The following is a 12,779-nucleotide window of genomic DNA, read 5'->3' as shown; positions in this document are numbered from 1 at the left end:
GGGAGTGTACTCTCCCGCCGTTTTCTTTTAGGGAACGGGAAACCGTTCCCTTTTTGATGTGCGCCGCGAAGGATGGACATGAAACGAAGCATTGTCTGGCTGGCATCGTATCCGAAATCCGGCAATACGTGGATGCGGATATTTCTTGCCAACTACCTGTCCGACGCGCAAAAGCCGCTTCATATCAATCAGATACAGCAGTTCGGCTTTGGCGATTCCAAACCGGAGCAGTATAGGGCGGCAGCGGGGCGGCCGGTGGATTTCAGCAGCCCGGAAGCGACCTTGCACCTGCGCGACCGTGTTTTGCAGCGTATCGTTGCCAACAATGCAGACGTGAATTTCGTCAAGACGCATAACTGCCGGAATATCGCCTTCGGGACCGAGCTGATTCCGCCGCGATTCACACGGCAGGCGATCTATATCCTGCGCAATCCGCTGGATCTGCTGCTGTCCTACGCGCGGCATTACGGGATGAGCCATGCCGAGACCGCCGAGGCGATCGGGCGGGCGGACAATGCCAACGCGCCGGACGCGACGACGACATGGCAGTTTCTTGGAAGCTGGAGCGACCATGTGAAGGACTGGACCCAGGGCGGGGCCTTTCCGGTGCTGGCGCTGCGCTATGAGGACCTGCTGGACGACCCGCAGACCCATTTCGCCAAGACGCTGGACTTCATGGGGGTGCCGGTGGTGCCCGAGCGGCTGGACCGGGCGATCCGGTTTGCCAGTTTCGACGAGCTGAAGAAACAGGAAGACGCGGGCGGCTTTTCCGAGAAATCGCCCAATGCCGACCGGTTTTTCGCCAAGGGGCAGGCGGGCCAGTGGAAGGATGAACTGGACCCCGCGCTGGTGACGAAGGTGCGGCGGGAGCATAAGCGAATGATGAAGAAATACGGGTATTACAGTGTCTGACCTGCGGCGGATCATCTGGCTGGCCTCGTTCCCGAAATCGGGCAACACGTGGCTGCGCAGCCTTTTGGCGCATTACTTCATGCCGCCGGGAATGGCGCCTGATATCAACAACTTGCGGCAGTTCACCACGGCCGATATCCGGCAGGATTTCTTTGACGCGGCCAATGGCGGGCCGTTCCGGGGGCAAAGCGTCGAGCAGTGGCTGGCGGTGCGCACCAAGGCGCTGCACATGATTGCGGGATCGAAGCCCGTAAAGCATTTCGTCAAGACGCACTGCACGCCGATCCGGCTGGGCAACGTGGACCTTATACCGCCAGCCGTCACGGCGGGGGCGCTTTACATTATGCGCAATCCCTTTGACGTGGCGCCGTCATTCGCACGGCACACGTCGGTTTCGCTGGACGAGGCCATCGACAAGATGTGCGACCCGGAAAACGTGATGGGAACCGAGACGGGTATCCTGGATGCGCTGGGGCGGTGGGATGACCACGTCACCCGCTGGGCCACGGTGCCGGGGATGCCGCGGCACCTGATCCGGTACGAGGACATGCTGGAGCGTCCGGCCAAGGCGATGGAGCGGTTGCTGGACTTTCTGAGCATAAAGCCGGACCGGCCCAAGCTGGCCCGCGCGATCAAGGCCACCAGTTTCGAGGCGATGAAGAAGCAGGAAGAAAAGCACGGGTTCACCGAGCGGCCCGCCGGGATGAAAAGCTTTTTCGCCAAGGGCAAGGCGGGCGGGTGGAAGGACGACCTGACGCCGGCGCAGGTGGGGCGCATCCGCGAAGAATTCGCGCCCGTGCTGGAGCGGTGGTATCCCGAGATGCTGGACGAGACCGCGGAATTTGCCAAGTCCGCCTGAGGCAACGCCTCAAGGACGTGCCGCAACGGTCTGAATTACAAGAATTTCACGCCGGACGCAGGCCGAGGATTTCGCGCGTTTGCGCAAAACTCGCCACGGGGCGGTCGTATTTCGCACAGAGGTCGGCGGCGCGTGCGATCAGCGCCGCGTTGGAGGGCGCGAGCGTGTCGCGGTGCAGCCGCACGTTGTCTTCCAGCCCCGCGCGGGTGTGGCCGCCGGCGGCGATGGCCCATTCGTTGACCACCACCTGGTTGGCGCCGATCCCCGCGGCGCACCAGTTGGCCTTCGGCGCGCGGTCCTGCATGGTCTTGACGTAGAAGTCGAACACCGCCTTGTCGGCGGGCATGGCGTTTTTTACGCCCATGACGAACTGGACATAGAGTTTGCCGGGCAGGGTGCCTGCCTCGTGCCGGGCGATGGCCTGAAGGATGTGGGACAGATCGAACGCCTCGACCTCTGGGGTGATGTCGTGGGCGGTCATCTCGGCAGCCAGCCAATCGACGAGGTCGGGCGGGTTTTCATAGACCCGCGTGGGAAAGTTGTTGGAGCCCACCGACAGAGACGCCATGTCGGGGCGCAGGGGCAGCATCCCGCCCCGCGCCTTGCCCGCGCCCGAGCGCCCGCCGGTGGAGAACTGGACCACGACGCCGGGGCAGTGCTTTTCCAGACCTTCCTTGAGCGCGGCGAACTTGTCGGGGTCCGAGGAGGGCGATTCGTCGTCGTTGCGGACATGGGCGTGAATGATGGTGGCCCCGGCCTCGACCGCTGCGTGGCTGCTTTCGATCTGCTGGCTGACGGTGATCGGCACCGCCGGGTTGTCGGAGGTGCGGGGCAGCGAGCCGGTGATGGCGCAACACAGGATGCAGGGTTTGCCGGAGACGTCGGGCATCGGGCAGCTTTCTGTTCAGGGTCAGGCATTGGCCGCAAAACCGATCCGGTCCGCGGCCCTTTGGACCGCGTTACCCCAAACCGGACGGACGTGGCAAGCCGGTGGCGTCAGTCCATCCGCATGGCTTCGGTTTCAATCCTGATGTCGACCGTGTCGCCGACCATGCCGTTCTCGACGCCGTAGGTCATGCCGAATTCGCTGCGCTGGACGCTGGTCTGCATCGACAGGCCGAGGGTGAAGCGCTTGTGGCCGAAGGGGTATTCTGCGGCCTTGTTCAGCGTCACGTCCAGCGTCACCGGGCGGGTTTCGCCGAGGATCGTCAGCTCGCCTTCGACGGTGCCTTCGGTATCCGAACTGGCGGTGCCGCCGTTGGCGGTGAAGGTGATCTCGGGGTGGTTGGCCACGTCAAGGAAATCCGCCTCGCGGACGTGTTCGTTGCGGCCTTCGTGAAAGGTGTCGACACTGGTGGCGGCGATGGTGACGCTGACCTCGCCCAGCTCGTTGGTCTCGGCGTCGTAGTCGAAGCTGCCCTCGACGCCCGGAAAGATGCCCAGCGTCTTGGCGTAACCGATATGCTCGACGGTGAAATAGATGGCGGTGTGGCTGGCATCGAGCTCGTATCGGGCCATTTCAGCTTGGGCGAGCGCCGGAAGCGTGGCGAGCGGGATCGCGGCGAGCAGGGAGGTCGGGAATTGAAAGGACATGGAATCTCCTGTCATTTGGCGGCGTGTGAGAGTGCTATCGGGGAAAGGTAATGCAAGACGTGGAGGCAGCAACGGAGAAATGCCGGACGGAAAACCTGCGCCTGCGCTGTGCCAGCTGGAATGTGCACCGGGCGAGGGGCGCGGACGGGCGCGTGGACCCGGACCGGGTGCGCGCGGCGATTGCGGCGGTGCTGGGGCCGGAAGGACCGGAGGTGCTGGCGTTGCAGGAGGCCGACGGAGAGTGCCGTCCGCACGGGCGCATCCTGGATGTGGCCGGGATCGCGGCGGATACGGGGCTGGTCTGGCAGCACGAGGACACACGGATGCGCTGGGGGCCGCAATGCGACGGGTTCCTGGGCACGATCCTGTTCCTGCATCCGCGGCTGGAGGTGACCCATCGCGACGTGATCGACCTGCCGGGGCATTGTCATCGCGGCGCGGTGACGGTGGAGGCCCGCGCCAAGGGGGTGCCGGTGCGGATCATGTCGATGCACCTGTCGCTGTCGCAGCCGCTGAGGGTGGTGCAGATGCGCATCATCGGGCAATACCTGCGCCGCCGTCCCGAGATGCAGACGGTTCTGCTGGGGGATTTCAACGAATGGCGGCCCTGGGGCGGGCTGATGTTCAATCACCGGCTTGTGGGGCATCGGTTTCAGGGCGCGGCCCCCCGGAGTTTTCCGGCGGCGCGTCCGCTGTTGCCGCTGGACCGGATCCTGACCGACCGGCCCGGCGCGGTGTCGGACGTGAGGGCGGTCGGTACGGCCGAGACGCGGGCGGCGTCCGACCACTTGCCGATCTGTGGCACGGTCCGTTTGACGCCGCCGTACTGAGCGCGCGGTGTTGAACGATTTGTGATCTGGTCGCCGGGTTCGCGCGTTCTATTTAAATGCAGAACGCACAAGGATAATCCATGGTCGACATCACCCCGCAGAAACAGACCGCGACGCTGACGGTCCGGCCGCCGATGGCGGAGTTTGTCGTGATCGCGGCAGCCATGGCGCTTGGCCTGGCGGCTTTCGCCGTTGCGGTGCTGCCGTCCCCGGGCTGGGCGATGATCGCGTTCGGGTCGTGTGTGGGGCTGGTGGCGCTGGGAGTGCGGCGCAGCTATCCTCATCCGTCGTTCGGCCTGTGCAACACGGTGACGTTGGGACGCGCGGCGCTGTTGTCATTGCTGGCAGGCGTTCTGGCCGATGCCGGTGCCGTGTCGCCCTGGCTGGTCTTCTGGGTCGGGCTGACGATCCTGTCGCTGGACGGGGTGGATGGCTGGCTGGCGCGGCGGTCGCATCTGAAGTCCGACTTCGGCGCGCGGTTCGACATGGAGGTCGACGCGGCGCTGGGGGCGGTGCTGGCGCTTTACCTCATGCTGTCGGGCCGGACGGGGGCCGAGATTCTGGTGCTGGGGTTCATGCGCCACGTCTTTGTGCTGGCGGGCTTGGCGTGGCCGATGCTGCGCGGTGCGCTGCCCGAGTCGATGCGGCGCAAGACGATCTGTGTGGTACAGATCGGGACGCTGATCGCGCTGACATGCCCGCTGGTCCCGGCGGCGGTGGTCGGACCGGTCGCCCTCGCGGCATCGGCGCTGCTGGTGCTGTCGTTTGCCGTCGATACCGCCTGGCTGGTGCGACACCGCCGATGATCCGAGCGCTTGTTCTGTTCGCCGCGGCTGGCGTGATGCTGTGTGTGCTGGCCTTGCCCAACCATCCGGGCCAGATGAGCTATGCCGGCGTCGCCTATTGGCCGATCGAGCTGTCGGTGCTGCTGTTTGCCATGCTGGCCGTGGGCCGGACGCGCGGCGTGGCGTCGGGGCTGGCGCTGGTGGTGGTGGCGGTCACGCTGCTGAAACTGGCCGATCTGGTGAGTTTCGCGGCCTACAACCGCCCCTTCAACCCGGTGTCGGACCTTTTTCTGATCGAGGCGGGAATTGGCCTGCTGAGCGACAGCGTCGGTGCGGCGCGCGCGAGTTTGGTGGTAGTGGGATGCGTGCTGGCGACGCTGCTGGTCTACATGCTGTTGCGCGGCGGGCTGAAAGCGTGGGGCCGGATCGACCTGCCGGGACCGGCCCGTGTGGCGGCACTGGTGGCGGTCCTGGCGGCGGGCGGATGGGCGGTGGCGGATACCGGCCATCACTTGGGCTACTGGACATTCGAGAAAAGCCCGCCGGGATCGGCGCGGACGACCCGCGTGGCTGTGGCCCGCATCGACGACGCGCGCGAGACGATGGCGGACCTTGCGCGGTTCCGCACCGCGGCAGAGGACGATCCGATGCGCGACATCGCGGGCGCGTTCGACCGGCTGGAGGGGCGCGACATCCTGCTGATCTGGATCGAAAGCTATGGTCGGGCCAGCATGGACAATCCTGAGTATGCCCCGACCCACATGGCCACGCTGCGCCGGGCCGAAGACGAGATTGCCGCCGCTGGGCTGGAGATGAAGAGCGGTTGGCTGACCTCTCCCACGGCGGGCGGACAAAGCTGGCTGGCGCACGGGGCGCTGGGCAGTGGGCTTTGGACGGCGGACAATGCGCGGTACGGCGCGATGATCGCCAGCGGGCAGAAATGGCTGTTCGAGCTTGCGTCCGAGGCCGGCTATCGCACGGCGGCCGTGATGCCGGCGATCACGATGGCCTGGCCGGAAAGCGCCGCCATGGGGTTCGAGCATGTGTTCGAGGCCAAGGACATCCCCTATGCGGGCGCACCGTTCAACTGGGTCACGATGCCGGACCAGTACACGCTGGCCACGTATGACGCGCTTTTGCCCGACGACCCGCGCCCGGATTTCATCCAGGTCGCGCTGATCTCTTCGCACGCGCCATGGACGCCCATTCCGGAAATGCTGCCGTGGGATGAAATTGGGGACGGCACGGAGTTCAACGACATGGCCGCGAAAGGCCCGACGCCGCGCGATCTGTGGAAGGACCGGGACGCGGTGCGCGACGCCTATCGCCGGTCGGTGGATTATTCGCTGACGGCGGTGTTTTCGCACGTGGCGCGGCTGGGAGAGGACGCGCCGCTGGTGATCGTGGCGGGCGACCATCAGGCGGCTGGATTTGTTGCGGGCAGCGACAACCGCGACGTGCCGGTGCACATGATCGCGCCGCCGGGCGTGCTGGCCATGATTGACGGCTGGGGATGGAGCGACGGGTTGATCCCGGCCTCCGACCTTGAAGCGCAGCGCATGGACGGGTTTCGCAACGCGTTCATCCGCGCCTTTTCGTCGGTCGAGCAGGTGGCAGAGGTGGCGCCATGAGGCTGTGGGCGATCAAGCTTTGTGCCTCGGCGGCGCTGTTGGCGGCGATGTTGTGGTGGACCGACACCGCCGAGGTGGGCGCGCGGTTGGCGCGGGCCGACTGGCCGTGGCTGGCGGTGAGCCTTGGGGCGCTGACGCTGGCCACGCTGTCGATGGCGCGGCGGTGGCAGTTGACGGCGCAGGCGCTGGACATCCCGATCGGCTTCGGCGCGGCGGTGCGGGAATATTACCTGGCGCAGCTGATCAACTCGGTCCTGCCGGGCGGCGTTTTGGGCGACGTGGGCCGCGCGGTGCGGGTCCGGCGGCAGGCCGACCTGGCACGGGCCGGGCAATCGGTGGCGGCCGAGCGGCTGATGGGGCAGGTGGCGATGTTCGGGCTACTGGCGCTGGGGCTGATCGGCGCGGTGCTGGTGCCGGGCGGGATCGCGTGGCCCGGCGGGGTTTGGGCGCTGCTGGTGGCGTTGCCGGTCCTGTGCGCCGTGGCGCTGTGGGGCGCGCGGCAGTTTCAGGCGACACGGTCCTTTCCGGGGCTGGTGTGGCGGCTGATCGGCCACGGGTGGATCGTGATGCACGCGGTGCTGGGGGCGCTTTTGCTGGTGCTGGGCCTTTACGCCGCGGCGCGGGCGACGGGGTCGGTCATCCCGCCCGAGGGCTTGTTCACAGTGCTGCCGCTGGTCTTTTGCGCGATGCTGGTGCCGCTGTCGGTGGCGGGCTGGGGCTGGCGCGAGGGCGCGGCGGCGGCGCTGTTTCCGCTGATCGGGCTGGACGCGAATGCGGGCGTGGCGATGGGCATCTGTTACGGTGCGATGATGCTGCTGTCGGCCTTGCCGGGCCTTGCGTTTCTGTGGGTGCCGGGCGCTGCGGGCGCGGCGCCGGAAGGGGCGGGCCCGTCATGAGTCGTGCGGTGTTTGCCATTCCCGGGGACAAGGATCAGCGCACGGGCGGGTATGTCTATGACGCGACGGTGCTGGACCGGCTGAACGCGATGGGCGTCGAGACGGCGCATCTGGAGCTGTCGGGCAGTTTTCCGGCGCCGTCCGAGACTGACATGCAGGCCACGTTCGGCGCGCTGGCCGCGGTGCCGCGCGGGCGGCCGATCATCGTGGACGGGCTGGCGCTGGGGGCGATGGACCCTGCGCGTATGGATCGGATCGAGGCGCCGGTGGTGGCCATGGTGCACCATCCGCTGGGCTTGGAAAGCGGGCTGGAGCCGGCGCACGCGCAGGCGCTTTTGCGTAACGAGGCCCAAGTGTTGGGCCGAGTGGCGCATGTCATCGTGCCAAGCGCGCATATCGCGGGGACGGTGGTGCGGGATCTTGGCGTTGCGCGTGACAAGGTCACGGTCGCGCATCCGGGGTTCGAGCGGTCCGCGGACGTGGCACGGAGCGGCACAAAGAAGGCGCAGCCGCCGCTGATCCTGTCGGTGGGGCTGTTGGCGCGGCGCAAGGGGCATGATGTTCTGCTGGAGGCGCTGGGCCTGTTGACTGCGCTGGACTGGCAGGCCGAGATCGTGGGCAAGGTGCATGACGAAGCCACCGCACGGGCGCTGGAGGCGCAGGCCGACAGGCTGGGATTGCAGGACCGCGTGCGCTTTGCCGGCGAGGTCGGAGCGGACGCCTTGCAGAACGCCTATGCGCGCGCCAGCCTGTTCGCGCTGGCCACGCGGTACGAAGGATACGGCATGGTTCTGAGCGAGGCGATGCTGCACGGGCTGCCCGTGGTGTCGTGCCGCGTGGGCGCGGTGCCCGAAACGGTGGGGGATGCCGCGCTGCTGGTGGCGCCGGACGATCCGGCCGCGCTGGCCGGGGCAATCGAGCGCGTGCTGATCGAGCCCGGCACGGCCGAGCGCTATGCCGCCGCCGCGCGGGCGCGGGCACAGTCGCTGACGTGCTGGGATCACACCGCCCGCATTTTCGCCGGCGTTCTGGAACGGATCGCCTCATGACCCGGTTACCCTATCGGATAAACGCGGGTTGCGCCCCGCACCACCCCAAGAAATGGAAGTCCTATGTTCGCTGTTGAAGTCCGCGATCACATCATGATCGCACATTCCCTGCCATCCCCCGTCTTCGGCCCTGCCCAGGGCCTGCACGGCGCGACATTCGTCGTCGACGCCGCGTTCTATACCGAGGATCTGGACGAGAACGGACTGGTCGTGGATATCGGGCTGGCGACCGAGGCGCTGAACGCCGCGCTGGAGCCGCTGAAATACGGCAATCTGGACGACAAGCCCGAGTTCGAGGGCAAGATCACCACGACCGAGTTCCTGTGCCACCACATCTGGGCGCAGCTTCGGGACCATACGAAAACCGAAGGTCTGGGCGATGGCGGGCGGGTGAAGCGCATCCGCGTCCAGCTTCATGAAAGCCATGTGGCGCGTGGGTGGTATGAATCAGATATCTGACACCCAGTTCCAGGCCGACTGGCTGAGCCTGCGCGAGGCTGCGGATCACGCGGCGCGGGATGATGCATTATTGGCGCGGGCGGCGGCGTGTGTGCGGCCCGGGATGCGGGTGCTGGACCTTGGCAGCGGCACCGGCTCGACCGCGCGGGCCTTTGCCGGTGCGGGGTATGACGAGGTGCAGTGGTGTTTTCTGGACACTGACGCGGCGCATTTGCAGGTGGCCAAGGCGCGCCACCCGTTGGCCGAGTGCGTGCAGGCCAGCGTCTGGGACGTGGACGCGCTGCCGCTGGAGCATGTCGGGCTGGTGACGGCCTCGGCCCTCTTGGACCTGATGAGCACGGCTTGGGTCGATGCGCTGGCCGAACGACTGGGGCAGGCGGGCATTCCGTTTTATGCCGCGCTGAGCTTTGACGGCCGGATGCGGTGGGAGCCGCCGATCGCGGCGGATGCGGACGTGACCGAGGCGTTTAATCGCCACCAGCGGGGCGACAAGGGCGGACAGGCGGCGATGGGTCCGGATGCGGCGGCGCTGACCGCGAAAGGGTTCGAGGCGCAGGGGTTCACAGTCTCGCTGGCCGACAGCGCCTGGGTGCTGGGGCCGGACGATGCCGCCTTGCAGGACGAATTCGTGGCGGGCGTGGCCACGGCGGCCGCGCAGGCCGGAGAGGTGCAGGCTGAGACCTGGGCACGCGGCCGGCGCAAGGCGTCCGGGCACACCGCGCTGAGGGTCGGACACGCGGACCTTCTGGCGGTGCCCGCTGGGCATGGGCCAAAGCAGGATGATCGGAGATGAGCATGGAACTGATTGATGTCACCCCAAGGGTCTGGGCCCGTATCCTGGCCGCGCGCAACGACGAGGCGTGCCTGTGCTGCGGCGACTGGAGTTCCGGTGAACGCGCCGCGTTGACGCTTTACGGTGGCATGACGCGCACGGTGTCGGGGCAGAGCGTCGTTGCGCAGATAGGGCAGTCGCTGGACGGGCGCGTGGCCACCGAGTCGGGCGATGCGCAGGATATTTCCGGCAAGGACGGGCTGGCGCATCTGCACCGGCTGCGGGCGCTGGCGGATGCTGTGGTGATCGGTGTGAAGACCGCCTTGCATGACAATCCGCGCCTGACCGTGCGGCTGGCCAAGGGCCGCAACCCGGCGCGGGTGGTGATCGACCCCACGGGCCGTTTGCCCAACGATGCCGGCCTTCTGCGCGACGAAAGCGCCCGGCGGATCGTGATCCAGGCGGTGGACAAGCCCCGCCCAGACGACGTGGAGGTGATCCGCCTGCCGCGCGGCGAGTGGATTTCGCCGGCGCAGATCCTGGCCGCGCTGCGGGGTCTGGGCCTGAACCATGTGCTGATCGAAGGCGGCGGGATCACCATCGCGCAGTTCCTTGAGGCGGGGCTGCTGACGCGGCTGCACGTGGCCGTGGCGCCGCTGTTGATCGGGGCCGGGCCGACGGGTCTGAAAACTTCGCCGGTGCCGTGCCTGGCCGAAGCGCTGCGCCCCAAGACCGAGGTGTACGGGCTGGGCTCGGACGTGCTGTTCGACTGCGCGCTGGCGCCCGAGCCGCCGGCGCAGGTGCTGTGGCCGCATCGCGTGCGCGAACGTCCCGCGTTGCGCCATTGAAAGGAACCCGCCCCGTGCCAGATACCCTGTCCGCTCATCCGAAAGTGTCCCCCATGTCCCGAGTTGCCGAAAGCCTTCTTCCCAATGTCGCCGAGCGCCTGAGCCGGGTGCAGTCCGATCTGCGGCTTGGCTTGCCCTGTCTTCTGACCGATGGGTCGGACCGCGCCGTTGCGGTTGCGGTCGAGACGCTGAGCCAGGCGCGGCTGGACGCGTTGCGCGATCTTTTCGGTGTGCCGGAGCTGGTTCTGACGGGCAACCGGGCCCGGGCGGCGATGGCACCGGTGCAAAGCGCGGATATCTGGGATTTGCCGGTGCGGATCTGTCCGCCGAAGCACGCCGATATGGACTGGTTCATGCGATTGGCCGATGCCGGGCAGGATACCGCCGGGCCGGTTGCGCCGCTACACCGGGTCAGGGACCGGGAAGCGCGGCTGCACGGGCTTGCGCTGAGCGTGGTTAAATCGGCCGAATTGCTGCCCGCGGTGCTTATCTTCGGGCTGGCGGACGGCGCGGTGCTGCCCGAGGGGCTGAGCCTGACGGCGATCGAGCTGACCGAGGCGCTGGGCCATTTCGCGCAGGCGCCCGCGTTGTCGCCGGTGGCCGCCGCAGGCCTACCGGTCGAGGCGCATGACAATGGCCGGCTGCACGTGTTCCGCGACCCCGACGGCCGGACCGAGCACTATGCCTTTGAGATCGGCACGCCCGATCCGGCGCGCCCGGTGCTGGCGCGGCTGCATTCGGCTTGCTTCACCGGGGACGTACTGGGCAGTCTGAAATGCGACTGCGGTCCGCAACTGAGGGCGGCGATGCTGCGCATGGGACAGGAGGGCGCGGGCCTGCTGCTCTATCTCAACCAGGAGGGACGCGGGATCGGGCTGGCCAACAAGATGCGGGTCTATGACCTGCAATCTCGGGGGCTGGACACGGTGGACGCCAATCATGCGCTGGGGTTCGAGGACGACGAGCGCGATTTCCGCGTGGCCGCGGTGATGCTGCGCAGTCTTGGTTTCGGCGCGGTGCGGCTGCTGACCAACAACCCCGCCAAGGTGCACACGTTCCGGGCGCAGGGGATCGAGGTGGTCGAGCAACTGCCGCTGCGGGTGGGCAAGAACATCCACAACAGCGGATATCTGGCGGTGAAGGCGCTGAAATCCGGGCACGCGCTGTGAGCGACGGCGTGGCCCAGGCCCTGTGGATCACCGGCGCGGGCGCGGTCGAGATGCGCGAGACGCCGTTCGAGGCCGGGCCGGGCATGGTCGAGGTCGAGACGCTTTATTCGGGGATCAGCCGGGGCACGGAGCGGCTGGTCTGGACCGGGGGCGTGCCGGACAGCGAGCACGAGACGATGAAGGCGCCGTTCCAGGAGGGCGATTTTAGCTTTCCGGTGAAGTACGGCTATGCCGCTGTGGGCCGTTTGGCGGGCGGAGCGCGCGAGGGTGAGACCGTGTTCGTCCTACACCCGCATCAGGATCGGTTCGCCGTGCCGCAGGAGGCCGCCGTACCGGTGCCTGACGGCGTGCCGCCCGAGCGCGCGGTTCTGGCCGCCAACATGGAAACCGCGCTGAACATCGTCTGGGATGCCGGTGTGTCGGCAGGAGACCGGGTGACGGTCGTGGGAGCGGGCGTCGTCGGGGCGCTGGCCGGATATCTGTGCGCGCGGATGCCGGGGGCGGAGGTGTGCCTTGTCGATGTGGATGCCGCAAAGGCGGGGCTGGCCGAGGCCATGGGGTGCGCGTTCGCGACGCCGGGGCAGGCTGCCGGAGAGCGCGACGTGGTGATTCACGCCTCGGCTAGCGCGGGCGGGCTGGCCACGGCGATCGGGCTGGCGGGGATGGAGGCGACGATCGTCGAGGCCAGCTGGTTCGGCACGCACCGCCCCGAGGTGCCGCTGGGTGGGGCGTTTCATCAGCGCCGCCTGCGGATTGTCGGCAGTCAGGTGGGGCAGGTGCCGCCCGACCGACGGGCGCGGTGGAGCTATCGCCGGCGGTTGGAAAAGGCGCTGGACTTGCTGGCCGATCCCGCGCTGGACGTTCTGATTTCGGGCGAGACGGCGTTCGACGGGCTTGCGGCCGAGTATGGCGCGATACTGCAGGATGCGGCGACGCTGTGTCACCGGGTCCGGTACGCGCCGGTGCGGGGGTGAGT

At 67.5% G+C, this 12,779-nt stretch carries 14 protein-coding genes; 12 read left to right on the top strand and 2 right to left on the bottom strand.

Features of this window, described 5'->3' with window-relative positions; all coding sequences use genetic code 11:
* Positions 1-78: 78 nt before the first annotated feature.
* A complete protein-coding gene (locus XM53_RS12425) occupies positions 79-912 on the top strand; it encodes a sulfotransferase domain-containing protein (RefSeq protein WP_057793738.1) in 834 nt (277 codons plus the stop codon).
* Positions 905-1,771: a sulfotransferase domain-containing protein gene (locus XM53_RS12420; RefSeq protein WP_057793736.1), complete on the top strand. Its 867-nt coding sequence runs from the start codon at positions 905-907 to the stop codon at positions 1,769-1,771. The genes XM53_RS12425 and XM53_RS12420 overlap by 8 nt, the downstream gene beginning before the upstream one ends.
* 46 nt (positions 1,772-1,817) lie before the next feature.
* Here XM53_RS12420 and XM53_RS12415 read toward each other — a convergent pair whose 3' ends face one another.
* A complete protein-coding gene (locus XM53_RS12415) occupies positions 1,818-2,660 on the bottom strand; it encodes a BKACE family enzyme (RefSeq protein WP_057793733.1) in 843 nt (280 codons plus the stop codon).
* 107 nt (positions 2,661-2,767) lie between these two features.
* Positions 2,768-3,364 carry a YceI family protein gene (locus XM53_RS12410; protein WP_082630972.1) on the bottom strand — a complete coding sequence of 199 codons (597 nt, stop codon included), beginning with the start codon at positions 3,362-3,364 and terminating at the stop codon, positions 2,768-2,770.
* Between the two features lie 50 nt (positions 3,365-3,414).
* On the opposite strand from XM53_RS12410, the gene XM53_RS12405 reads away from it, so the two are divergent.
* The 10 genes from XM53_RS12405 (at position 3,415) to XM53_RS12360 (ending at position 12,777) form a co-directional block, all read left to right on the top strand.
* Entirely contained in the window at positions 3,415-4,194 is a 780-nt protein-coding gene (locus XM53_RS12405) for an endonuclease/exonuclease/phosphatase family protein (protein ID WP_057793731.1), read from the top strand.
* Between the two features lie 80 nt (positions 4,195-4,274).
* On the top strand, positions 4,275-5,000 hold the full coding sequence (locus tag XM53_RS12400; protein WP_236544485.1) for a CDP-alcohol phosphatidyltransferase family protein: 726 nt from the start codon (positions 4,275-4,277) through the stop codon (positions 4,998-5,000).
* Entirely contained in the window at positions 4,997-6,610 is a 1,614-nt protein-coding gene (locus XM53_RS12395) for a sulfatase-like hydrolase/transferase (RefSeq protein ID WP_057793729.1), read from the top strand. Before XM53_RS12400 ends, XM53_RS12395 begins: the two co-directional genes overlap by 4 nt.
* On the top strand, positions 6,607-7,506 hold the full coding sequence (locus XM53_RS12390; RefSeq protein ID WP_057793728.1) for a lysylphosphatidylglycerol synthase transmembrane domain-containing protein: 900 nt from the start codon (positions 6,607-6,609) through the stop codon (positions 7,504-7,506). Before XM53_RS12395 ends, XM53_RS12390 begins: the two co-directional genes overlap by 4 nt.
* Positions 7,503-8,555 (top strand): glycosyltransferase family 4 protein, encoded by a 1,053-nt coding sequence (locus XM53_RS12385; protein ID WP_057793726.1) that lies wholly within the window; start codon positions 7,503-7,505, stop codon positions 8,553-8,555. The genes XM53_RS12390 and XM53_RS12385 overlap by 4 nt, the downstream gene beginning before the upstream one ends.
* Before the next feature lie 63 nt (positions 8,556-8,618).
* Positions 8,619-9,014 (top strand): 6-pyruvoyl trahydropterin synthase family protein, encoded by a 396-nt coding sequence (locus XM53_RS12380; protein WP_057793724.1) that lies wholly within the window; start codon positions 8,619-8,621, stop codon positions 9,012-9,014.
* Positions 8,998-9,807, top strand: coding sequence for a class I SAM-dependent methyltransferase (locus XM53_RS12375; RefSeq protein WP_057793722.1), 810 nt, complete (start codon positions 8,998-9,000; stop codon positions 9,805-9,807). Before XM53_RS12380 ends, XM53_RS12375 begins: the two co-directional genes overlap by 17 nt.
* A 2-nt stretch (positions 9,808-9,809) precedes the next feature.
* Entirely contained in the window at positions 9,810-10,634 is an 825-nt protein-coding gene (locus XM53_RS12370; protein WP_057793781.1) for a RibD family protein, read from the top strand.
* Positions 10,635-10,687: 53 nt separating this feature from the next.
* Positions 10,688-11,803, top strand: coding sequence for a GTP cyclohydrolase II (locus XM53_RS12365; protein ID WP_057793720.1), 1,116 nt, complete (start codon positions 10,688-10,690; stop codon positions 11,801-11,803).
* On the top strand, positions 11,800-12,777 hold the full coding sequence (locus tag XM53_RS12360) for a zinc-dependent alcohol dehydrogenase (protein ID WP_236544484.1): 978 nt from the start codon (positions 11,800-11,802) through the stop codon (positions 12,775-12,777). Before XM53_RS12365 ends, XM53_RS12360 begins: the two co-directional genes overlap by 4 nt.
* Positions 12,778-12,779 lie beyond the last annotated feature (2 nt).

Source organism: Roseovarius atlanticus (assembly GCF_001441615.1).
Lineage (GTDB): Bacteria > Pseudomonadota > Alphaproteobacteria > Rhodobacterales > Rhodobacteraceae > Roseovarius > Roseovarius atlanticus.
The sequence above is the reverse complement of the archived record's forward strand: the minus strand, read 5'-3'. Positions and strand labels throughout refer to the sequence as shown.

What these genes read in the sequence shown, in the direction of transcription:
- XM53_RS12425 (WP_057793738.1), top strand. Translation starts at nt 79, where the DNA reads ATGAAACGAAGCATTGTCTGGCTGGCATCGTATCCGAAATCCGGCAAT.
- XM53_RS12415 (WP_057793733.1), bottom strand. Translation starts at nt 2,660, where the DNA reads ATGCCCGACGTCTCCGGCAAACCCTGCATCCTGTGTTGCGCCATCACC.
- XM53_RS12410 (WP_082630972.1), bottom strand. Translation starts at nt 3,364, where the DNA reads ATGTCCTTTCAATTCCCGACCTCCCTGCTCGCCGCGATCCCGCTCGCC.
- XM53_RS12405 (WP_057793731.1), top strand. Translation starts at nt 3,415, where the DNA reads ATGCAAGACGTGGAGGCAGCAACGGAGAAATGCCGGACGGAAAACCTG.
- XM53_RS12400 (WP_236544485.1), top strand. Translation starts at nt 4,275, where the DNA reads ATGGTCGACATCACCCCGCAGAAACAGACCGCGACGCTGACGGTCCGG.
- XM53_RS12395 (WP_057793729.1), top strand. Translation starts at nt 4,997, where the DNA reads ATGATCCGAGCGCTTGTTCTGTTCGCCGCGGCTGGCGTGATGCTGTGT.
- XM53_RS12390 (WP_057793728.1), top strand. Translation starts at nt 6,607, where the DNA reads ATGAGGCTGTGGGCGATCAAGCTTTGTGCCTCGGCGGCGCTGTTGGCG.
- XM53_RS12385 (WP_057793726.1), top strand. Translation starts at nt 7,503, where the DNA reads ATGAGTCGTGCGGTGTTTGCCATTCCCGGGGACAAGGATCAGCGCACG.
- XM53_RS12380 (WP_057793724.1), top strand. Translation starts at nt 8,619, where the DNA reads ATGTTCGCTGTTGAAGTCCGCGATCACATCATGATCGCACATTCCCTG.
- XM53_RS12375 (WP_057793722.1), top strand. Translation starts at nt 8,998, where the DNA reads ATGAATCAGATATCTGACACCCAGTTCCAGGCCGACTGGCTGAGCCTG.
- XM53_RS12370 (WP_057793781.1), top strand. Translation starts at nt 9,810, where the DNA reads ATGGAACTGATTGATGTCACCCCAAGGGTCTGGGCCCGTATCCTGGCC.
- XM53_RS12365 (WP_057793720.1), top strand. Translation starts at nt 10,688, where the DNA reads ATGTCCCGAGTTGCCGAAAGCCTTCTTCCCAATGTCGCCGAGCGCCTG.